At 39.0% G+C, this 23446-nt stretch carries 15 protein-coding genes and 1 tRNA gene; 12 read left to right on the top strand and 4 right to left on the bottom strand.

What is annotated here, in order from left to right; translation table 11 throughout:
* Window positions 1–7: 7 nt before the first annotated feature.
* Window positions 8–643 carry an HAD family hydrolase gene (locus AC04QZ_RS05890; protein ID WP_478356970.1) on the bottom strand — a complete coding sequence of 212 codons (636 nt, stop codon included), beginning with the start codon at window positions 641–643 and terminating at the stop codon, window positions 8–10.
* Between the two features lie 333 nt (window positions 644–976).
* Window positions 977–3685, bottom strand: a complete 2709-nt coding sequence (locus AC04QZ_RS05885) for a PQQ-dependent sugar dehydrogenase (RefSeq protein WP_478356969.1) — start codon at window positions 3683–3685, stop codon at window positions 977–979.
* 432 nt (window positions 3686–4117) lie between these two features.
* Between AC04QZ_RS05885 and AC04QZ_RS05880 the strand changes: the two genes are divergently transcribed.
* From AC04QZ_RS05880 to AC04QZ_RS05840, 9 genes are all read left to right on the top strand, one after another.
* The gene (locus AC04QZ_RS05880; protein ID WP_478356968.1) at window positions 4118–4339 is read left to right on the top strand and encodes a cold shock domain-containing protein; all 222 of its coding nucleotides are present in this window, start codon (window positions 4118–4120) and stop codon (window positions 4337–4339) included.
* A gap of 728 nt (window positions 4340–5067) precedes the next feature.
* Window positions 5068–5256 carry a cold-shock protein gene (locus AC04QZ_RS05875; RefSeq protein ID WP_086546816.1) on the top strand — a complete coding sequence of 63 codons (189 nt, stop codon included), beginning with the start codon at window positions 5068–5070 and terminating at the stop codon, window positions 5254–5256.
* A gap of 4 nt (window positions 5257–5260) precedes the next feature.
* Window positions 5261–5458, top strand: a complete 198-nt coding sequence (locus tag AC04QZ_RS05870) for a cold-shock protein (protein WP_086546815.1) — start codon at window positions 5261–5263, stop codon at window positions 5456–5458.
* Window positions 5459–5563: 105 nt separating this feature from the next.
* Window positions 5564–5773 (top strand): S1 domain-containing protein, encoded by a 210-nt coding sequence (locus AC04QZ_RS05865; RefSeq protein WP_478356967.1) that lies wholly within the window; start codon window positions 5564–5566, stop codon window positions 5771–5773.
* Window positions 5774–5900: 127 nt separating this feature from the next.
* Window positions 5901–6677 carry a helix-turn-helix domain-containing protein gene (locus AC04QZ_RS05860; protein WP_478356966.1) on the top strand — a complete coding sequence of 259 codons (777 nt, stop codon included), beginning with the start codon at window positions 5901–5903 and terminating at the stop codon, window positions 6675–6677.
* A gap of 621 nt (window positions 6678–7298) precedes the next feature.
* A complete protein-coding gene (locus tag AC04QZ_RS05855; RefSeq protein WP_478356965.1) occupies window positions 7299–10385 on the top strand; it encodes a SusC/RagA family TonB-linked outer membrane protein in 3087 nt (1028 codons plus the stop codon).
* 6 nt (window positions 10386–10391) lie between these two features.
* Window positions 10392–11894, top strand: coding sequence for a RagB/SusD family nutrient uptake outer membrane protein (locus AC04QZ_RS05850; RefSeq protein WP_478356964.1), 1503 nt, complete (start codon window positions 10392–10394; stop codon window positions 11892–11894).
* A gap of 2 nt (window positions 11895–11896) precedes the next feature.
* On the top strand, window positions 11897–13315 hold the full coding sequence (locus AC04QZ_RS05845; RefSeq protein ID WP_478356963.1) for an arylsulfatase: 1419 nt from the start codon (window positions 11897–11899) through the stop codon (window positions 13313–13315).
* A gap of 18 nt (window positions 13316–13333) precedes the next feature.
* Window positions 13334–13519 carry a hypothetical protein gene (locus AC04QZ_RS05840; RefSeq protein WP_478356962.1) on the top strand — a complete coding sequence of 62 codons (186 nt, stop codon included), beginning with the start codon at window positions 13334–13336 and terminating at the stop codon, window positions 13517–13519.
* 745 nt (window positions 13520–14264) lie between these two features.
* Here the strand turns inward: AC04QZ_RS05840 and AC04QZ_RS05835 are convergent.
* Window positions 14265–15533: an Hsp70 family protein gene (locus AC04QZ_RS05835; protein ID WP_478356961.1), complete on the bottom strand. Its 1269-nt coding sequence runs from the start codon at window positions 15531–15533 to the stop codon at window positions 14265–14267.
* A gap of 150 nt (window positions 15534–15683) precedes the next feature.
* Here AC04QZ_RS05835 and AC04QZ_RS05830 point away from each other — a divergent pair, with 150 nt between their 5' ends.
* A complete protein-coding gene (locus AC04QZ_RS05830) occupies window positions 15684–16652 on the top strand; it encodes a ligand-gated ion channel (RefSeq protein ID WP_478356960.1) in 969 nt (322 codons plus the stop codon).
* Window positions 16653–16656: 4 nt separating this feature from the next.
* On the opposite strand, the gene AC04QZ_RS05825 is transcribed toward AC04QZ_RS05830, so the two are convergent.
* Complete coding sequence (locus tag AC04QZ_RS05825; protein WP_478356959.1) at window positions 16657–18750, bottom strand: HRDC domain-containing protein; 2094 nt, start codon at window positions 18748–18750, stop codon at window positions 16657–16659.
* Window positions 18751–18976: 226 nt separating this feature from the next.
* On the opposite strand from AC04QZ_RS05825, the gene AC04QZ_RS05820 reads away from it, so the two are divergent.
* Together AC04QZ_RS05820 and AC04QZ_RS05815 are read left to right on the top strand one after the other, a co-directional pair.
* Window positions 18977–19050 (top strand) — tRNA-Ile (locus AC04QZ_RS05820).
* A gap of 526 nt (window positions 19051–19576) precedes the next feature.
* Window positions 19577–23428 (top strand): hypothetical protein, encoded by a 3852-nt coding sequence (locus AC04QZ_RS05815; RefSeq protein ID WP_478356958.1) that lies wholly within the window; start codon window positions 19577–19579, stop codon window positions 23426–23428.
* The last annotated feature ends 18 nt before the right edge of the window (window positions 23429–23446 follow it).

The following is a 23446-nucleotide window of genomic DNA, read 5'->3' as shown; positions in this document are numbered from 1 at the left end:
TACTAATTTACAAAATTCCGTTTGCTTTTAAAAAGGCACCTAGCTGAGCAGGTTTTTCGGTCATTAATAAGGTATTTAAACCTACTTTTTTAGCACCTTCAATATGTTGCGGACTATCGTCTATAAATAAGGTTTCGGCCGGGTTTAGGTTGTTTTCTTTTAATACCTGCTCAAAAATATTGGTATTGGGCTTGCGCAGTTTCATGTGCTGAGAGAAATAGGCTTTCTCAAAATAAGCGTCGTAATTATTGATCTGGAAAGTTGCTTTCAGGTAATCAATGATCCAGTCGTAGTGGATTTCGTTGTTGTTGCTTAACAAAAAAGTACGGTATTTTTCTTTTACTTCAAGCAGTAAATCGTGGTTTTCCTGAATGGTGCCAATTAATAAACTGTTCCATGCCTCATCAATCTGCTGATCGGTTAATTCAGGTTTTCCTGCCGCCCTTCTAATTCCAGTCCTAAATTCGGCAGGAGAAATTGCCCCGGTTTCAAAATCATCAAATAATTGATTGTGTGCTTTATGGGCAAAGAAATTCTCAATATCGGTGATGCCCAATTTTTGAAAAGATGCCTGAGCAATTCTGAAATCGATATCAAATATTACGTTTCCGTAATCGAAAATAATGTTTTTAATGTTTTGCATGGAAATGGAAATCATCTTGATTTGCTGCAAAGATATTATTGCTGATTTAATGAAGGGTATTAAATCAGGTTTTTTTACAATAAAAAACCCGAAACCTATAGTCGATAAGTTTCGGGCTTCATAATTTGCGATATCATCATTCCCAACTGGATTGGGAACCTTAATGCTTTAGTGTTTTTTTTATCTTAAGATTCCCTGCCAATGTTGTTAAATTAAGGAGAAAACAAAAAACATTGTCATCCTGTGCCTGTAGAAGGACAAATGTTTTTTTGTTTTCGTTATCAAAAGGTCTTCGACAAGCTCAGACTGACAACAACTCCATAATGATTTATATTATTTAGGCTCTACCGTTATCGATTGAATAATTGGCCTGTTTTTTTTATCACTTGTTTTTAACTCTTTGAACACAAAATAAATGGAATGAAATTTTCCATCCGAAAGCATGTTGATTGGTATACTTTTTCTAAAAGTAGATTTTCCGATCATAATGCCTTTGCTGTCATCCAACCTAATTTCGATCTCACCATCAGCACCCGGATCAAGGTTTAAGAATGAGAAACCAAAGCCTGAAATACCCGTTAAGTCGATATTTTTGAGGGCTAACCAGCCATTATCCTTCGTTAATACCAGTTTTTCTCCGCCAAAAACATCTTTTCGCTGAAAACCTCCAAAATCTTTAATGTCGTCTGCATCAATTATGCTGCTTTTAAGGTTAATGAGATTGGTTGTGGTTAAAGGTTTTAAACCTGCAGCACCTGCATCGGTATAAGTTGCCTTTAAGGTAAGTACCGATTTCTTTTTATCGGTAGCTGCTGGCGGAACAATTTTGCCAGAAGTTGGAAGTGATGCCTTAACAGCTTCCTTGTTACCCAAAGTCATAATCCACTCTGTAATTTTTTTCACTTCAGCCTCTTTCATCGTGGTATGTGCCGGCATGGGTACTTCTCCCCATACACCATGGCTGCCCGCAATCACTTTCGAAGCCAGGTAATCAACCGCTTTGCTGTCGTTTTTATATTTTGCGGCAATTTTGTTAAACGCAGGTCCGATGGAAACAGCAGCTTCTTTGTGGCAGGTGCTGCAATCAGATTTTAACATTATGGTTTTACCCACAAGGGTTTGTGCTGCCTGCTGATGGCCCAATTGCGCTCCCGCTAAATCGCTTCCTTCGGTATAGGTATTGGAAATATAAATGCGGCTGTTATTTACTTTTGCACCCTTATCGCTCACTAAAACCTTGTAATCAACGGGTTTATTGGGGAAATAAAAGCTTTTATTACCGGCTAAATCTATATTCACATTAGGGTGTTCGTTGCCTGCAAAAACCGGAATTACCTGGCTTTTTGCTGAAGCTTTACTTTTATCCATCACGGTAACACTTACCGGATATTCGCCTGCTTTAGCATAGGTATGCTGTATGCTTGGTGTGGTGGTTGTTTTGGTTACTCCTTTGCCCAGGTTCCAGATATAAGTTAAAGCATCTCCGTCAGGATCTTTAGCGGTAACTGTTGCTGTCATCTTATAGGGAAGCAGGCCACTTGTTTTTGCAATATTTAGGTCTTCAACTGTTGGCGGGCGGTTACCTTTCAGGTAATCGATTCGGGTAATGGCAGCATCAGGATTTTTGGTGAACCAGCCTTTACCGTATTCAAGGACATATATTTTTCCATCAGGTCCCAATTCCATATCAATAGGTGCTGCTAAAGAAACTTTAGCCATAAAGGGCTCCATGCTCAGGTAATCGCCCTGTTCATTCATGGTTACCGCTTTAACCCATCCACGTACCCATTCATAAATAATCAGCTTGCCGTTATAATAAGCCGGGTAGGGTGAGTTTGCTGTAGCATAATATACCGGACCAGCCATTGCTGTACGGCCACCTGCCCCCACCTGTGGAAACTCTTTCGATGCACCATAAGGATACCAGATAAATGCCGGTTGTGCCGCCGGAAGTTTTTCCAAACCGGTATTGTTTGGCGAGTTATTAATAGGCGATTCAGGATCAAATGCATTCCCGTTGGCGCCGTTGGTATAATCGTAAGCTTTATATGCATAGTTATCACCAACGAATAATGGCCAGCCAAAATTACCTGCTTTACGAGCCTGGTTAACTTCGTCATAACCCCTCGGACCTCTTAAAGCGTCATCATTACTGGCATCAGGACCAACTTCTCCCCAGTACAAAAAGTTGTTTTTTTGATCTACCGAAATGCGGTAAGGGTTTCTATTGCCCATTACATAAATTTCTGGTCTGGCTTTTGGATCGTTTTTAGAAAAAAGGTTGCCATCAGGTATGCTGTAAGTGCCGTCTTCATTTACTTTGATCCTTAAAATTTTGCCTCTTAAATCGTTAGTATTTCCGGCCGATCTTCTGGCATCATATTGTTCTAAACCTTTTCTGTTGTCGAGCGGGGCATAACCTTTGTTCACATATTGTTGTTTGGGTACATCAAAAGGAGTAGAGTTGTCACCTGTTGAAACATACAATAAATTATCCGATCCAAAAGCAATAGATCCTCCGGTATGGCAGCAGATTTCGCGTTGAGAATAAAATTCTAAAATGATTTTTTCTGATTCTTTTACAATCTGATCGTTAATCAATTTAAATCTGGATAATCGATTTACCGATTTATCAAACGGACTATAGAAAAGATAGATATATTGATTAACTGCAAATTTCGGATCTGCAGCCATACCCAGTAAACCTTCTTCAGCATTCACATCGGGTACAGAGGTTTTAAAATAAACATCGAGTTTACCCGCCTCCTTAATTTTTTTAGTCTGGTTTTTATAAATCAACACTTCTCCTCTGCGCTGTGCTACCAAAATATCCAGGTTAGGGAGGATGGTCATTTCGGTAGGCTCTGTAAATTCTCCCTGCGCAAGGGTAACTTTTACAAAACGATCTTGATCTGGTGTGTCTATTTTAGATTTGGTGAAAAATTCGAAAGCCTTGCTCTCGTAAATGTTTTTGTTTAATGTGGTTGCCGATATAAATACAAATGCAAGGGCAGATAACAGTAGGGTAAAAGTTGTTTTCATTTATTTGGTTCAGAGATTTTTAATAAATATAGGATATAGTTTTATAGCCTGTGGTATTGTATCAAAATTTATGCGAATAATGTCAAAATAGAATTAGTTATTATTTAATGAATGATTGAATTATAGCATGAAGCAATGATTAAATAAAGCACATCACTGCGATAAAGATATCAGGTTAATTTTTTCATAATAAGTAAAGATTATGTAACTTAAACAGCAGGAATTAAATGTGGGCCTGTTTAATTTTATTAAAGAAGGCATCACTCATGCTGAAAATCAAAAAAGGATGGTATAAAAACGTTTTTAATCAAAATCCAGTCATCAACAAATTTATTAAGGTTATCTATTTTTTCTTTCAGGATCTCTACTGTTGAATTGGTATTGCGTTGATAATGTTAGTTTTATATAGATAAACTCGCTAAAAATAATGCTATGACTGGAGTAATAACAGCTTATAATAAAGAAAGAGGTTTCGGTTTGATCTCTCAATATTTAGTTTTAGAAAGCATCTATTTTGATATAGTAGATTGCAAAGCGAAAGGTTTGTATGTTGGGAGTACAGTGGAGTTTGATACCGCTATTACCAAAAGAGGAGTAGTGGCTAAAAACATCATGGGTGTAGCTAAAAAGATCAGACCCAAAACCTTAATTTAATATAAAAGCTTCCGATTTTTTAATCTCAAATCATCTCCTGCTCAACATTCCGTTTAGCTCGTTATCAGCTTATAACAACTGTGTTAAAATGTAAGCTAATTTTAGAATCGTACAACTTTAGGTTGTTTTTTAGAATTATTTTGTGTCAGCCTATTGTCATTGTCATTTTAATCTGTAAATTACGGAATGGGCGATAAAGTAAATTTGATTCTTGGAATAGTTTTCCTTTTAGGTGGTTTTAGTGTTTTCGTTGTGATTTTTAGCGGAAAAAAGGGTTAGTTCAATTTTCAAATACTTTTTTCAGGAGGGACTTTCCTCCTTGAATGGTTTATTTTGATGATGCGGCAAAATTCGGTATCCAAATAAAAAAGATTTCACTTTCTGGTATTACGCAGTCCTATATAACTAGGATTGATTGACTATGCAACAATGTAAGGTAACCGCTTGCTATGCCTTGTTGTATGCCTATCGGGATTTTTATACCGGTAATTGCTTCATTATATGCTTTCTTTAATTTTAATCCAGTTGATCAATGCTTAGTGTACAGTATCAAAATTGGGAAGTTGTGGATTCAGTCTGCGACTTTTTTGTTTAAATGCGCTTTGCTTGTCTAAATTCCAAAATCAGCACAAATTATTGCTTAATCTATAGATTTAGTATAGAAATCGATTTAATTCCCAAAACCTTTTTGAGTTTTTGTATGTTTGTTGTATTAAAATCTAAATTAAATGCAAGGAACAGTAAAATTTTATAATGAATCTAAAGGTTTTGGTTTCATCATTACAGAAAACGGAGAAGAAGTTTTCGTTCATGTTACAGGTTTAACTGATAAAATAAGTCAGAATGATCGGGTAGAATTCGAAATCACCCAGGGGAAAAAAGGACCCAATGCGGTTAATGTAAAACTGATTCAGTAGTTCTATGAGATTAGGTACCGTAAAATTTTATAATCAGGAAGAAGGCGTTGGCAGTATCACACCATCAAACGGAGGGAGAGAAGTGAGTGTTTTTGCCCATGGTGTAATTGATCCGATAAAATCCAATAATATTGTTCAGTTTGACATCGAATTTACACCAAGTGGCATTGAGGCTGTTCAGGTGATGGTGTTATCTGCATAGACAATGCGCTTATTGTAAAGTTGTTTTTATATTATATAAGCTTCTATTATTATTTGGCACAGTTTTTTGGGTTAGCTATACAATAGTTAACGCAAATCGTCGAAAATGGAGGCAAAAGAAATGGGAACAATAGATTATTATAATGAAACTGAAGGCTTTGGGAAAATCAGGAGCGATATTGGAGAAGAAGTTCTGTTTTATCAAAGCGGCCCGATAAATGGATTTAATCCAAGAAGGGGATTAAAAATTTCTTTTGAACTGCATCAAACATTATCAATTGCAGTAAATGTGCTAATTCTTGAGCCGAAAGATTAATGATTGTTTAATGCTTTGATTCTTAATCTGTATTACAGATAGCATTTAATATTATAATAAATTAATTTAGCAACTTGTAACCAAATCTGATAAATTTGGTCTTACTGTTGTTTATCCTTAAGTTTTTATGATACAATTGGAGCCAATTAACGGGTTTTTTAAAAGAGAACGTGCGTTGCAGGCAATATACCCTATGCGTATGTTGATTGTACGCGAAGGGAATGGCTTTTTATGCATGAATTCTGGCGATTACCCCCTGTTAAAAGGCAGGATTTTTTTTATCCCTGAGGAAGGCCTGGTCAGGATCGATGGAGAAATTACCTCAGGTTACTGGTTAAGTTTCAGTAGTTTATTGTATGCCGAATTTTTACTTCAGCACTTAGATCCCCAGGCTAAGAACCTCTTTTTAAATCTGTCTTTCAGGGATCTCGATTTGCAAGAATCAACTAAAACGTATAGTTTACTCGATCAGCTAAAAAGAGAAATCAATACTAAAAAGGATATGCCCTTTTTAGCACAATACTTATCCTTATTTCTGGGTTTTACGGCTGGTTTAGATGGCTATCTTGCTGCCTTAACCTTAGATGATTTACAGCAGGTATTGCGGTTTAGGGCCATTTTAGAACAATTTTACAAACAAGAAAGATCCATTCAGTTTTATGCAGAAGGCATGGGAATGAGTACTGGTAAATTAAATAAATTTTTAGACCGCGTACTTGGGAAAAGCCTGACCGTACTGATCAAAGATCGGATTATGCGCGAAGCAGAAGAATTGTTGCTGCATAGTGATTATACAGTTGATGAAATAGCTGAGCTATTGGGTTTTGAGCAAACCACTAATTTTAGCACCAGTTTTAGACGCCACAAAGGCATATCGGTACTGCAATTTAGCCGCCAAACCTAAGTTGAATGAAAATTGGTGCGTCTGCCAAAGAAATGTTCATCAGTTTGATTTCATCTCTTCTAGAAGACAGGTATTCCAGACCTCACCACATTAATTGCTTTCGCGCCTAACGCGTAAAGTTTTGCTTACTGACGCTATTTTATCAGCCGCACCAATTTTACATCGGCTAAATTATAAAATCTCAGGCTAAAGAAAAAAAATATTCTTAATAATGTTACATAGCTGTATTCCGGCGTTTACAAATGGGTATCTGCCTCAGTTTGGCGTGGGAAAAATAAAAAGTCTAGTAAATTTGTAGTCTATTTGAAAAAAATTATATTTGCCAAAAATATAATCATTATGAAACAAGAGTTTACGAAATCCGTTCTCATACCCGGCCCTTTATTTATCGCTGTAAATAGAATGTATTGTTGCTGTTGATTTAAAAATAATGATTTGTTTCTACTTCTGTAGTAACAAAAAAGGAAAATACAAGTGTATTTTCCCCAGGCAAAATTAACGAAACAGGAATTCAATTGGCGTTGCACCTGTTTCAAATCAATTCAAATCACCTATTTCAAAGTTATGCAAAATTTTGAGAAAGTCAATCCCGTACAAGGGGATCTGGCTTTACGAAGTAAGATGTCCAATTTTCGGTTGGGCATACGGCAAACCTGCCGTATTTTATTACCTGTGCTGTTTTTATGCTTTCCACTGTTATCGCAGGCACAAAACCCATCAGAACCTACCATTAATGCCACCTTATCGGGAACTGTAATTGATGCAAAAACCAAAGAAACCTTAATCGGTGCATCAGTTAAAATTCAGGGTACAACTAACGGTTCCTCAACCGATAGGGAAGGGAGGTTTCGTTTAATTACCGGACAAAAGTTCCCCTTTACTTTACTGGTTAATTTCGTGGGCTATAAACAAACCGAAGTAGTGGTGACCCAAAGTCAGATTACGATAGAACTTGTAGAAGACTATAATCCCCTGGATGATGTGGTGGTAGTAGGTTACGGCACACAGAAGAAAATTAACCTGACCGGATCGTTAGCCACTGTAGATGCCAAAACATTGGCCAACAGGCCCATTACCAATGCTACCCAGGCACTTCAAAATGTACCTGGTGTTTTTACCAACCAAACCAAAGGCCGTCCTGGGGCTGATGCCGCAACCATTCGCATCCGTGGGGCAGGTACATTGAATAACAACAACCCTTTGGTACTGGTTGATGGCGTTGAATTCCCTTTGGGCGATGTTAATCCAAACGATATTGAAAGTGTAACCGTTTTAAAAGATGCCGCTTCTGCAGCCATTTACGGTAACCGTGCCGCAAACGGCGTCATTTTAGTAAAGACTAAAACCGGAAAAAAAGGAACATTTTCTATCGATTATAACTTTTATGCAGGTTCGCAAAAAGCTACGCAGTTTCCAGATGTGGTAACCAATACGGTCGATTATATGATCGGTAAAAACCGCGCCCTGGCTAATGAAGGCAAGCCTGCCGAAAGTAGCGACGCATTGATTAACGAATTTAGAAACGGTACCGATCCCTTTATTTATCCAAATACCAACTGGTTCGATATCATGTTCCGCAATGCTGCCATACAGGAGCATAACCTGCGTATATCCGGCGGATCAGAAAAAACAGCTTTTTCCATTTCACTGGGTTATTTAGATCAGGATGGGATTTTAATCGCCTCTTCGGGTAAACGTTATTCCTTAAATTCGAATATCAGTTCTGATATTACCAAAAACCTAAAGGTGGGCGCAAGTTTGACTGCTAACTTTTGGAATAGTAAAGAAAGTGCCTATAGCGCCGATGATGGCAATGGCGAGGGCGGTTTAATGGGTTTAACCTATCGTGGTTTGCCTTTTCAAACACCTTATGCACAGGATGGTACTTATGCTGATCAATGGATAAGGGTACCCGGACATAACTTTTTCAGGAATACCGTTGCCCTGGCAAACGAAGGTTTTAATAAGAATAACCAGTACCGCACCCTGGCCAATGTGTTTTTAGAATATCAGTTGCCATTTAACATCAAGTATAAAACTACTTTAGGTGCTAACTTACTTTATGGTATCAACAAATATTCTTATCCGGCTATTAATTTAACCAACCCCAAAACCGGAGTAGTAACCCCAATTGGCAATACACCCGCACGAGGGGTTAGACAAATCAGCCAGAACAATATCAATATTACCAATTTTCATACCTTAAACTGGGAAGGTTCGCTTGATAAGCATCATTTTGGTGCATTGGCAGGGTTTAGTTTAGAACGTTTTGATGACAGCAATTTCTCTGCTTATAATGAGGGTTATCTGGGCAATGACCTAACCGAACTCAATGCCGGAAGTACATCACCTCAGGTTACCGGTACTTCGGGCGCCTCGAGGTTGCAATCATACTTTGGTCGTTTCAACTACAATTACAATGAAAAATACCTGTTCGAGGCCAATTTCAGGTATGATGGTTCGTCGCGCTTTGCTAAAGACAACAGGTGGGGCTTTTTTCCTTCATTTTCAGCAGGATGGAGAGCAAGTGAAGAAGATTTTATTAAAAATTTAAATGTTTTTAGCAACTTAAAATTTAGGGCATCATATGGTAAGCTGGGTAATCAGAATGTTCCCTTATTCAGTTATGTAGACGCCATTGCCCTGGGGCAGAATTACAATTTTAACGGAACCATTGTAAGTGGCGCGGCCATTACGCAGCTAAGCGACCCTAACATTACCTGGGAAACTACCACCATGAGCGATATCGGTTTAGAAGGTAGTTTCTTTAAAAACAAGCTGACTTTTGAAGTCGATTTTTTTGATAAACAGACTTCTAAAATCCTCAGACAGATCAGCGTTCCGGGGCAGGTAGGCAATTTAGCCGGACCTGTAAAAAACATCGGTGCGGTAAACAACCGTGGTTTTGAAATCACCCTGGGTTTTAAAGATTCGGTTAAAGATTTTCGCTACAACATCGACGCGAACCTTACCTATGTGAAAAACAAAGTCACCAATGTAAACGGCCAGAAATATTATAGCGGTAATACCATTATTCAGGAAGGATCGCCAATTGACAGCTTTTTTGGGCTACAGGCAGAAGGAATTTTTCAAAGTGCAGAAGAAGTGAAAGCACACGCTTTTCAAAATGCAGGTACGGTTCCCGGCGATTTGAAGTATAAAGATGTAGATGCCAATGGGGTGATCGATAATAACGACCGTGTAGTCATTGGGAATAGTATTCCAAAATTTGTTTACGGTTTTTCAGGTGGTTTTGGGTATAAGAGGTGGGATTTTAGTTTCATCTTCCAGGGTTTGCAGGATGTGGATACCTACTTAACCGGAAATTTGGCACAGCCATTTAAAAATGGCGCAGGTGTAACCAAAGACTGGCTTACCGATTCGTGGACGCCTACCAATACTGGCGCTACTTTACCGCGTTTAACGACATCGAATGGCTACCCTCAAAACTTTCAGACTTCGAGTTTTTGGGTAAGAGATGCCTCATATCTCCGGTTGAAAAATGTGCAGATCAGTTATTCCTTTCCCAACAAATGGCTTAATAAAGCAGGTATTGATGTGTTAAAGGTATTTGTGAATGCACAAAACTATTTAACCTTCTCGAACTTCAAATTTAGCGATCCGGAAAGGAATTTAACCCGGGCCGATCTGATTGAATACCCAAATGCAAAAACAATTAGTGCGGGAATTAACGTATCATTTAAATAACCGGTCATGAAAAAATATATTCTATTCATATTAATTTCGGTGTTCTTGTTTGGCTGTAAAGATTATCTGGATGTAACGCCAACCGATCGTTTTACGCAAGACACCTATTGGAATACAAAAGTTCAGGCAGAAGCTGCCCTGAACGGAACCTATGCAGCAATTTACTATAATGTTTATGCGGCCAATTCCATTTACCTGGATGCTTTAAGTCCGAATACCTATCAGTACAATAACGATTATAACATCATTTCGAGGGGCTTGCACAACGCGGCAACGGGTTATTTTAACGAAACCTGGAATGGCAGTTACAAAGGTATAGGCAGGGCCAATAACGTATTGGCCAATATCGATAAAGTAAATATGGACGGCGCCTTAAAAGAAAGGTATAAAGCCGAAGCCAAATACCTCCGCGCCTTATATTATATTCCCCTTTGGAATTTATTCGGGGGTGCACCATTAATTACCGATGCCACCAATTACGAAACGCAGGCCAATTTGCCAAGAAACACTGCCGATGAGTTGCTGGCGCAGATTTTAAAAGATTTAACCGAGGCTTCATCAGGAACTGCCTTACCGTTAACCTACTCAGGTGTAGATAAAGGAAGGGCTACGCGTGGTGCGGCTTTGGCTTTAAAGGCGAGGGTTTTGTTGTATGCCAAACGTTGGAAAGAAGCTGCAGAAGCCGCAAAAGCCGTTATCGATTTAAAAACCTACAGTTTATTTCCAGATTACCGCGGCTTGTTTTATCTGGAAAATGAAGGCAATGCAGAAGTTATTTTTGATGTGCAGTATAAATATCCTGAGTTTACCCATTCGCTCGATATCAGTTTAGATCAGCAATTGGGTTCAGCACCTTTGCCCGATCTGGTTAATACCTATTACGCAACCGATGGTAAACCGATTAACAGTTCTGCCGTTTATAATGCCGCAAAACCTTTCGAAAACCGCGATAGCAGGTTGCAGGCTACTGTAATTTTACCAGGTACGCAGTTTAAAGGTGCTACCGTAACCGCAATTCAATACCCGAGTACAGGTTACGGATTAAAAAAATATACTATTTTTAAAGACAATGAAAAACCTGTGGCCGCACCAACCAGCGGAACATCAGAGTTAAATTTAATTTTACTTCGTTATGCTGATGTGCTCCTGATGTACGCCGAAGCAAAAAATGAAGACAGCGGACCAGATCAATCGGTTTTCGATGCTTTAAACCTAATCAGGGCAAGGGCGAAGATGCCGAATATTCCATCTACCTTAGGTCAGGAAGAATTGAGGGCAGAGATCAGGCACGAGCGGAGAGTAGAGCTGGCAGGCGAAGGTTTGTATTATTACGATATACGCAGGTGGAGGATAGCCGATCAGTTATTAAACGGAAATATTACCAATAGCGCAGGGGCAAGGATTGATAGCCGCCTCTTCGATGCCAATAAAGATTATTTATGGCCGGTACCTTCCATTGCGATCCAGAATAATCCGGCATTAAAACAGAATCCTAACTATAACAAATAGAGATGAAAAATATATTAAAATTTATCGTTTTTGCTGGCCTGATGGGCAGTTTAGCTACGGCACAGGCGCAAAGTAAAAAGAAACCCAACATTATTTTTATACTGGCCGATGACTTAGGTTATGGTAATGTACACAGCTTTAACCCGAACTCTAAAATTCCAACGCCAAATCTGGATAAGCTCACTGAAGAAGGAATTAAGTTTACCCGTTTCTATTCCGGAAATACTGTTTGTGCACCTTCAAGATGCGCCTTAATGACCGGTTATAACATGGGCCATGCCTGGGTAAGGGGCAATGCAAAAGCCAAAGACGGTCTTGCTGCGCTACGCGCACAGGACACTACCCTGGCCGAACGTTTAAAAGGAAACGGATATAAAACCGGCATGTTTGGTAAATGGGGACTCGGCGATGAAGACAGCAAAGGAGCGCCACATTTAAAAGGTTTCGATAGTTTTTACGGATACCTGGATCAATCGCATGCACACGATTATTACACCAATCGTTTGTACGAAATTGTTGGCGGTAAAACTGTAGAAGTACCTGTTGATACCACAAAATATACTGAAGACCTGATTGTAAATAAAGCTGTTGATTTTATTAACGCCAATAAAGATCAGCCTTTCTTTTTGTATCTGCCATTAACAGTTCCGCATGCGGAATTGAAAGTGCCTGCAGAATTATTGAAGAAATTCCAAAATGCAGATGGTTCGAGTAAATTTCCACCTGAAACGCCTTTTGAGAAAAAAGGAAACTACGACAGTCAGGCGCAGCCACATGCTACTTTTGCAGCAATGGTAAATAAACTGGATGCCGATGTGGGTACGATTGTGGCGTTGATCAAAAAGTTAGGTTTGGATAACGATACCTACATTTTCTTTACCAGTGATAACGGTCCGCATAAAGAAGGTGGGGCCGATCCGGTGTTTTTTAATAGCGGTGGCGAGTTTAGAGGCGTAAAAAGAGATCTGTACGAAGGCGGAATCCGCGTGCCGTTAATTGTAAGGGCACCGGGTAAAATTGCGGCCGGACAGGTTAATCCTACGCCATGGGCATTCTGGGATGTATTGCCAACGCTTGGTGATCTTAGCGGAACAGCCACACCAAAAAATATAGATGGGCTGTCGTTCTCTCCATTGTTAAGCGGCAAAAAAGCAGTTAAGGAACATGATTATTTCTACTGGCAGTTTAACGAAGGCGGTTTAAAAGAAGCTTTAACCAAAGGCGATTGGAAATTAATCCGTTTTAAAGATAAAGGCACTGCCGAAAAGTTAGAGTTGTATAATTTAAAAGCTGATATCGGTGAAAAGCATGATATTGCAGCCAAAAACCCTGATACGGTAAAGGCGCTTTATGCGCTAATGAAACAGGCTAAAACGCCGGCAGAAAATCCACGTTTTGATTGGTCTGAAATTGAAAAATAGATGAAAGTGATCAGGATAATGCTAGTTTTAAGCTGCGTTTTGCTTTTCGCCTGTAAAAACGGCAAGGTTAAAGAAATTGCGCAGGTAAAAGAGAAAAAGAAACCAGCAATTTGCTGCTCGTCCAATTTGCCCTCCAGGTTTGGCATAAAAGCAGCAAGTAAGGTGCTGCCATTTGGCGATAAACAGGTTAAAAAATCATTGTAAAATGAATTCAAAGGTTGGTGTCTCACCAACCTTTTTTTTGAATCTGATATCGTCGTAAAGTGGAGGGATAATTATTTTTATTAATGATTAGAAAAGGAATAGCTTGTGGTTCCTGGCTTCTCCTTGGCCTGTGTCCTCACAGGCTGAGGAGAAAAAATTAAATGGGTTATGAAGAACCCAATCATGAATGATGCTAAAGATTTTCGGTGATTATTTGGCTACTGAACATCTAATTTTAACCATATAAGTTATTTAAGAACATATAAGCTTCAATGAACTTATATTTCTTATGTGGTTTAAGATCTTAAATTAATGGCCAGTGCGAACACAAACCATGGTATAAGGCGCGCCCTGCAATCCCAAAAATGAAATGCTGTTTTGGCCCATAAGCCACAGATGCAGTGCCAGAGAAGTCAAGTTTTCAAAACTTGACTTCTCTCCGAAATCTAAAATTAAATGGTTTGTTAAGGTCGCAACCATGAATGATGCTGACGATTTTTTGTGATTATTGGGCTGCTGAACATCTAAATTTAACCATGTAAGACATTTAAGGACATATAAGCCTCAATGAACTTATATTTCTTATGTGGTTCAAGATCTTAAATTAAATGGTCTGTGCGGACACAGACCATGGTATAAGAAACTGACTGTTTTGCACAGGCATTGTGGTCCAAATCCAAATCAGTTTTTCTTCTCTTCGGCCTATGGCCTGCGCAGACAGCGCTGTTATGTTGCAGATTTATCTTTAATCCTCAAACAGGTAACCGCTATATGCCAGTCCTTTGGCTACACTTTTAAAGTTATCGCCGGAGTTTAACGGGATGTGTGGGAATTTGTTTTTAAACAGGTTTTGTACGGCCGAAACCATCGAGGTTCCTCCGGTTAAAAATAAACAGTCAATGTCTTCCGGATTGATTTTGTAGGTTTCCATAAACTGATCCAGGTAAGCATCGATTTTATTAATGTCTTTTTCGATAATCGAATTATACTGCTCGAGTGAAATATTTTCATCGATTTCAATTTCCATATTGCTGTAGGCGAAATTGGAAACGGGCTGGTCAGAAAGTTCGATTTTTGTTTTCTCGATCGATCTGAACAACGAATAACCCAGGTTGTTTTCGATCAGGGTAATCAGGTTTTTGAATTTCGGGTTGTTACCCGAGTAATAATAATATTCCTCAATCTCTTTCTGGATTTTTAAACCATTAAAAAAGTTCATTTTATCCCAGGTACAAATATTGGCAAAAAGCGATTTCGGCACATTTAAAACTTTGCCCGGGGTAGCCTCGTACATGGTGTTTTTTCCGAAATAGGGTGTGCCTTTATCCCACATAAAAGCAGAATCGAGACTATCGCCACCAATGTAGATACCACCAGAGGCAATCATATCATTTTTACGGTCTTTGCTGCCCACCTTATCCGGATCGAGGATCAGGTAGGTGAAATCGGTAGTACCTCCACCTAAATCGGCTACTAAAACGCGTTCTTTTTTCTGAATGGTTTTCTCGTAGGCAAAGGCCGCTCCAATAGGTTCGAATTGAAAACGCACATCAGTAAAACCCGCGCTTTCGGCAGCTTTTTTTAACCTGGTTTGCGCCAGGGTATCTTTCATGGTATTATCGTCGTCAAAGAAAACCGGACGGCCGATAATGGCTTTGTGGCAATCTTCGCCGGTAATCAGGTCGGCTTTTTCTTTCAGGTCTTTAAGAATCAGTGTAACCAGATCGGAAGCGGTATACCTTTTATTGTGGATACGGGTTTCGGTAAACGTCGTTCTCGAGAGGATCTGTTTGATGGATTTGATAAAGCGCCCTTTCATGCCATCGCTCAGGTAAGCAGCTATTGCTTTTTCGCCGACAATATGACTTTCACCATCAACAATGCTTTTTACTTCTGTAAAATAAATTAACGAAGGGATAGAAATCGTATCTACAATTTCTTTCTTCTCTTCATCATAAATAGAAAGTGCCGAATTGGTTGTTCCAAAATCGATTCCATATAAAAACTTGCTCATGCTTGAAATGCTGTGGTTGGCGACTAAAATGGGGTTGCGAAAGTATTAAAAAAAAGCGAGGCCTGAAAGCGATAAGCTAAAATATCGCTTATAAATAAAGTGTTATTCTGTATATTTAAGAAATTCTTTACACCATAAATTAAAACACAGTTGAAAACCGCCAAACTCTTTTTACTGGGTTTAATGCTCCAGCTTTTCTGTATCATTACCGTATCTTTCGCACAGAAAAACACACCGGATACGGTAAAAACCGGCATTTACGTTACCAGTATACACGATATAGATTTTAAAGACAAAGAATATACCGTTAACTTCTGGCTATGGCTGAAATATAAAAACAAGGAATTTAATTTTGCCGATAACCTTGAAGTACCTCAGGCTAAAACCGTTAGTAAGTCGTTTTCTACCATCGATACCAGTGGAAATGAAGTGTACATGCTGATGAAGCTGCAATGCGTAATGAAAGATTCGTGGTCGATTAATAATTTTCCATTCGACCACCAGTTACTGAGGCTTTCGGTAGAAAATTCACAATTCGATTCCTCATCACTGATATTTGTACCCGATACCCTGGGCAAACAGTTTGATCCCCGTTTTACCCTGCGCGGCTGGAATATCGACAGTTTAAAAACTTCTGCAGCCAATAAAATTTATGAAACAGCTTTTGGCGATCCCAGTATAAAAGTGCCGAGAACCGAATACAGCAGTTATAAAGTGAGGATCGGGATTAGCAGAGATGCTTTTGGCCTGTTCTGGAAAATGTTTTTAGGCATGTATGTTGCTTTTTTTATTGCCTATATGTGTTTTTACATCCATGCCGATAGCATCGATTCGCGCTTTGGACTAAGTGTGGGCTCGCTTTTTGCCGTAATTGGTAATAAATACATTATTGATGGCTCGCTGCCCGAATCGACTACTTTTACGCTGGTAGATACCTTGCACGGAATTACCCTGGTATTTATTTTAATCGTGATCATATTAACGGCCTTTTCTTTAAAAATGATTAAAAGAGGAGAAGAGAAAAAAGCGGAAAAGTTTGACCGGTTTTTTTCCATCTCGCTTTTAACCGTTTACCTTCTTTTAAATATTTTCTTTATTGTAAAGGCTATAAATGCTTAATCATTTAAAATAACTCGCTTGTACCCAAATGGGCATTTACAATGCGGGTAATTTGCTGGCCCAGTTCTTTTGCATTGCCAATCCCTACGCTTTTAAGCGCCGCCAGCTGGTCGGTCGTTCTGGGCATTTTTTCAGCAATAGAAAGTAGCGCTAGGTCAGAAAGTACAGCATAATCCTGCGTGCCCCGCTGCAATGCGATGGTTTTGCGCCATTCGACCAGGTTTTTATAAACTTGTGGATTGGAAATCTCTTTTGGTTTGATGCTCGATTTAACCGGTTTTTTCTCCGGTTGTTTATTCCCTGCTGCATGCAAGGTGTGGATATAATCTTTGATCGAAAAGGGGTTCCACGAAATTTTAAATAAAGCCAGCTTGATCTGCAAGGCATCTTTACAGTCGTTTAATACTGTAAGCAGTTTATCAGAGTGGGTATCATTATAAAAGTTGATGGCCACAATTCTTGCCATTAAGCTGATGAGCTGTTCGAGTTTTGGAACGAAATAAGCAGAGGCTTTCTGCAAACGTTCCATAAAAGCACTTTCATTGGCCGGATTTTCATCAGTGCTGATCTTCGAAAATTCCTTTACGATAAAATTCCTGGCTACTTTAAAGATTTCCTGCTGAAGGATCTGGTTGCCCTGTTCGTAAATAGACAAAAAGGCATTCTTCTCGTCTTTGTCGATCAGTTTGGAACGCCCCAGCTTTTCCCAGTCTTTGGCTACCAGCGAGAAATCAAGCAATTCATGGATCAATCCCCAGGCATATTGCTGACTATAACGTGCCAGCAGCTCAGGCGTAGGTTTGTCCTGGTGCGTGACCTTTGTAAAACTGATTACTTTGGCATCGGTAATGATGTTTTCGGCAACCACAGGTGATTTTAAGATAAGTCCTTCTAAACTTCTGCAGCGACTGAGTGCTACGTAAGCCTGTCCGTGGGTAAATGCGGTGCTTACGTCCACGATGGCCTGATCGAAGGTTAATCCCTGGCTTTTGTGTACCGTGATGGCCCAGGCCAGTTTAAAAGGATACTGCGAGAATGATCCGGTGCTGGTTTCGTCGATTTTATTTTCTTCAGCACTCAGGCTATATTTAACATTTTGCCAGATTTCTTTTTCTACTTCGATTTCCCGGCCACCGTTAGTAAAAGTTACCTTTATCGAATCCTGACTAATCGCCGTTATTTTTGCCGCTTTTCCGTTGTAATACTGCCTTTTGCCCGAGGAGTCATTTTTGATAAAGATGACCTGTGCGCCCAGCTTTAACTGGAGTTTTTCGTCGGTAGGATAGGCATCCTTCGGGAAATCGCCACTTACCTCCGCATTGAATTCGAAAATTTCTCCAGGTAATTTTTCCAAACAGCCCTGGTTGATTTCGTTTACAAGCTGGTTATGTGTAGTTAACGTAATGTAATCGTCTTTCCATTCCTGATTTAAAGAGGGATCGTAACGTTCATTCAGTTTCGCAAGAAGACCAGCATCAAGGCTGTTTTCGCGCATGCCGTTCAAAATATCCAGAAATACGGGGTCTGACTGACGGTAAACTTTATCCAGGGCAAAAGTAAGCATGGGTATAGACCTGAAAACCAGGCTATCGAAAAAGTACGGACTAGAATAATAACTGCCCAGGATGTGCCAGGCATCATGAAAAATAGGAGAGAGCTGATAAAGATCGCCGATCATCAATACCTGAACGCCCCCAAAAGGACGGTTTGAACCTTTAACACGTTTTAAAGTACGGTCGATAAAATCGATCAGATCGACCCTAACCATACTAATCTCATCAATAATTAATAAATCAAGGCAGCGTAATAACCTTGTTTTTTCATCCGAGTATTTAAAGTTCGTTTCCGCATGTTCATCAACAACCGGAACCAAAGGACCAAAAGGAATCTGAAAAAAGGAGTGAAGCGTTACGCCTCCGGCATTGATGGCGGCCACCGCAGTGGGGGCAACAACGGCGAAATTCTTTTTCGTGGTGTCTCTAATCTTGCGCAGGAGGGTGGTTTTACCCGTTCCGGCTTTACCGGTTAAAAAAACCGGCTGGTTGGTGGTGGCTAAAAAATCTAAAAGAAGCTGGTTGTCCGGATCGGGCGTATTCATATCAATTACAAAATTAACCTATTCGAAATGGATTTGAGGATAGATGAACGGGTGTTTTATCCACAATTTTTAATCAGAAAAGAGGGGGGCTAAAATGAAAAGTAAAATTAAGCACTTGAAAATGAGTTTATATTCTTCCTTTTTATGAAAAAATGCCGAAAACATTTTCGAAAATTCAATTCAAATTTGTAACATTGCACTCGCAAAAAAGGATAACCTTTTTTCCGGGCCTATAGCTCAGCTGGTTAGAGTAGAAGACTCATAATCTTTTGGTCCCTGGTTCGAGCCCAGGTGGGCCCACTGCTTTAAACCCCTTTAAGGATAACTTGAAGGGGTTTTTTGTTGGCTAAAAACATCTTAAAGGCACCTCTTAGAAGTAGACGAAATTCGACAAAAAGCTAAATAAGGCGATGGAAAAGGATTAATGTATGGCACCTCAGAGAATCGTTTCGGGGTATCGGCTATAAAAGTAAAATCCTCGAACTACTAGCTGCCGAAAAAGGTGATGAATTAATAAAAAAGACAATTACCAAAAATATTCTTAAGAATTTAAGTGATGGCAACGTAGTTTTAAATACAAATATTCCAAAAAATCTTTTGAAGCTCGCTGGTCTTTCCGAAGATCAGTATGTGAAAATACCCAGTGCTATATCCTTCAACTTATAGCCTGACAATCCAGATCTATAGACTAGAAATAGATTGGCACGTTAGCAAGGTTCAGCTCTGGTTTCTCTGTTCAACTTTCCTACTTCAGGGTATAGGAAGAAGTAAGGTTATTTGTGTTCAAAATAGTTTTGTAGCTTTAAGAAATTAAAGAGCCCTCACTATGCACGGTATTAATGAAGTAACTATTGATCATATTTCCAGATTGGATGAACACCAGCTTGGACGGTTGTTGGAGAAACTCCTTTTACTCGAAGCTGAAGATTTTAAACTTCAAGAAGTTTATGTTTCGGTTCCTGAGAACGAAAAATCACAGGATGGTGGTGTCGATGGTAGAATTGAGTGGAATGGTAACCCATCTTCAACGGCCCATTTGCTAAAAAACATAACCGCATTTCAAAATAAAGCAACGGAACTCAACCCTAAAGCTTGTTTTGAAGAAATTCTTCTTCCAAAAAAAGAAGGTGAATCTAGAAAACTAAAACCTGAAGTTGAAAAAATAGTTGATTCTGATGGTGCTTATATTCTTTTCACAACTCAGGCAAATACTGATTCGATGAAAACTAAGAAAATAACCAAACTTAGGGAAGCCATACAAATTGCCGGGAAACCAAACTATGCCAGTCTCGATATTAGAGTGTTTGACGCAAATTTCATCAAAAATTGGGTAAATAAGTATGTTTCGGCAGTCGACCTTGTGCAAGGTTTCAGTGGAATTACTAAGCCTACAGGATATCGGGACTGGATAGATACCGAACTTGATAACAAAGCAGACCGAGTGCCATATCAAATTGACACTCGAGTTTCTCAACATATTATGACTATTAGAGATAACATCGTATCTCAAAAGGTAATTCGGATTATTGGCCATTCAGGTATCGGCAAAACACGGTTGGTCGTGGAAGCTTTTAGACCTATTGATACAGAAACTAGGCTCTTAAATGCTCAGTTTGTTTATTGTGATATTGCAATAGAGGGGCGCTATGAAAGAGTACATAATTATATTACCTCTCATCGAAAAACTCAAAAAGGTATACTTGTGGTTGATAATTGTGATTTGGAAAGGCATAAAGAACTTTCCAATCTAGTTAAAACACAGGGGGATTTGAAGCTGATTACGTTAGGCTTTGACGACAACAATTCGGTTGATGATGTAAAAATCAAAATCGATAGAGAGGATCAGCGAGATTTGGTCAGACAAATCGTGCAGGAACAGCTCAGGAGTACACACTTTGCTGAAGACATCAGTTATGTAACTAGATTATGTGAGGGTTATCCTTGGATGGCTGTACGATATTGCGAAATTATTAAGAAAAATGGGATAACTGACTTCGATAAGTTTTTTGAAGAAGAGGCAATAGAAAAGTTGGTCTTTGGGCTAAAGCCTGCGAACCAAACCGAGTTGAATGTTCTTCGTGCATGTTCGGTATTTTCTGCGTTCGGATTTGTTGACGATAGTTTTGCATCAGTAATCAATGTGAACTATAGAGATTCACTAAATAGTCAGACTGAATTTATTAGGACCAGAGTATGTGATGAAGTTGTCACCGTTAGCCGATTCAAGGAAATCTGTCAAAAATTTAAAGCGGAAGATATTATTGAGCAACGTGGCGTTTACTATGTTGTTAAACCAACTGTGCTTGCAATTCAGCTAGCTGCCAAATGGCTTACGGTAACACCATTAGACAAAATAAAAGAAATCATTGAGGACCTTCGAAAAGTTCAGCTTGAACCAAAATTTTTGGCAAGATTGACAGATCTTGACCAATTGGATAAGGCAAAGGTTATAGTTGAAGAACTGTTTGGGATGAACAGTTCTTTTGGTACGGCGGAAGTTCTTAAAACTGAATGGGGTTCACTACTCTTTCGCTATGTTGTTGAAGTGAATCCCGAGGCAACTTGCACAGCTGTAACCAGTGCCTTCGCTAGCTCGACAAAGCAAGAACTTTTAGATCTTTCGGATGGCAGAAGAAATCTTGTTTGGGCATTAGAAAAATTATGTTTCCACAAGGAAACTTTTTACGAAAGCACAAAACTGCTCTTTCGCCTTGCAGTTAGCGAGAATGAAAATTGGGCAAACAATGCAACTGGACAGGTTACCCAATTGTTTCAAAGGTTCTTAGCTGGTACCGCGGCTGATTATCAGGAACGCATAGACATTTTGAAATGGGCGTTAGCGCAAAACGATTCTGACTATACTCAGCTTGCTATTAGTTGTATGTCGCGAACATTTATACCACAAGGACAACATCATAGAAGCGGTGGAGCGGAAAAGCAAGGTAGGGGCAAACCGCTTGTTGACTTCAATCCAAAAAATTGGGATGAAATAATTGCATACTGGAAGGGCATTTTAGAAATGCTTTTGCCGATAATAAATGTGGACAATATACACAGTGAACACGCACTGAAGGTATTAGGAAGATCGGTAAGGACATTAATTACTGAAAATGCGTCTGATATCCTAATTGACAGTCTTCAGGCTGTAACTAATCGCGGTGCTCGAGCATGGATGGAAGTTAGAAGTGAACTTCAAAAGGCTTTGAAGTATGATGATATAGCTCCCGGCGATTTAAGAGACGACATATATAAATTAATAGAGGAATTTCAGCCCAAAGATCTTAAGGAAGAATTTTTGGCAAATGTCATTCTCCCAGAATGGAGTTACGATGAACCTATCTTGATAAATGGTGTAAATGTTTACAAACAGCAACAAAAAGCTGAAGAGTTTGCCATTCACTTATTGGATCGGAAAACCGATTGGAAAGATCAAATTCCAACGCTTTTAATAGGGGAGCAGCGGCAGAGTTTCAATTTTGGAAAAAAGATTGGACAAATCGATCCAAATGCACAACAAATTGTAATGGATGCTATTGAGAGTCTAAGAGAAATTGATTCGCAAACTCAAAATCCAGGATTTATCATGGGATTAATATCTGGAGTTGATCAGCCAGCTTTCTATGATTTAATGTTGGCACAATTTTTAAATGACCCTGATTTTAGATTTTACTGCATCAACCTGTCAAAACTACACCCTTACCCGTTAGAACAATTGATGCAACTTTTTCAACTTGTTGATGAGGGTCATTACCCCATTACTATATTCGATCATTTCCGGATGGGAAAACCACTTGATTATCTTTCAGCTGAAGAGCTTTTAATTTTTATCGATCGTATAGCCAGTTATGGACGGGATGGAAAATGTACCGCATTTTCGATTTTATTTATGCACTGTTTTCATAATGACAAAAATTGGCAGAAGTACAAAGGGGAAATGAGAAAAATTATTATGTCAGATAACCTATTATTGATTCAAGGTCGTAATATGGAGCCTTTTTATTGGTCAACATCAGCAACAAAATTATTGTCTGGGACGAATGATACTGACCTCGCAAAAACAATTGCATCACAAGTGACTGAATTTACCGATGATAAAAATTTTAACTATGGTTTTGAAAGCTACCTACCTGAGGTTTTCGTTATATTATTGGATGAATATTTTGACATAGCCTGGCCATTTATTGGAGAAAAACTAAACCAAAATTACTTGACGATAGTACATTTGAAATCTATGATTGGAACCAAAAATGGGAATAATAGTCGAGAGGGGATTCTTTTTAGAAAAACCGATAATTATGAGAAACTTTATGAATGGGCCAAAAATAATGAAAGAGGCAGATTAGCCATCGCCAATATGATGACCTTTGACAAAACAATTGAATTGGAACATGAAAATGGACAAAAGGTTAATGCACTCGTAGTCCATCCTTTTGCTAAAAGCTTTATTGATAAATTTGGAAGTGAAGAAAAAGTGTTAGATGAAATAGTGGCAAACCTCGGAACTTTTGGAACCGTTGGTGGATCGGAATGGTATTTCCAAAAACTGATGGATTTAATGAAACAACTGCTAAATCACCCTTTGCGAGAAGTTCGGGCCTGGGCAAAAAAAGCATATCAATATTATGAAAAATCTCTAAAGTATGAGGATCTGGAAAATCAAAGCAGGGAACTTGAATGACAAGCGATTTGATACATA

This window comes from Pedobacter folensis, assembly GCF_056490665.1.
This window is presented reverse-complemented; position numbering and strand designations above follow the sequence as displayed.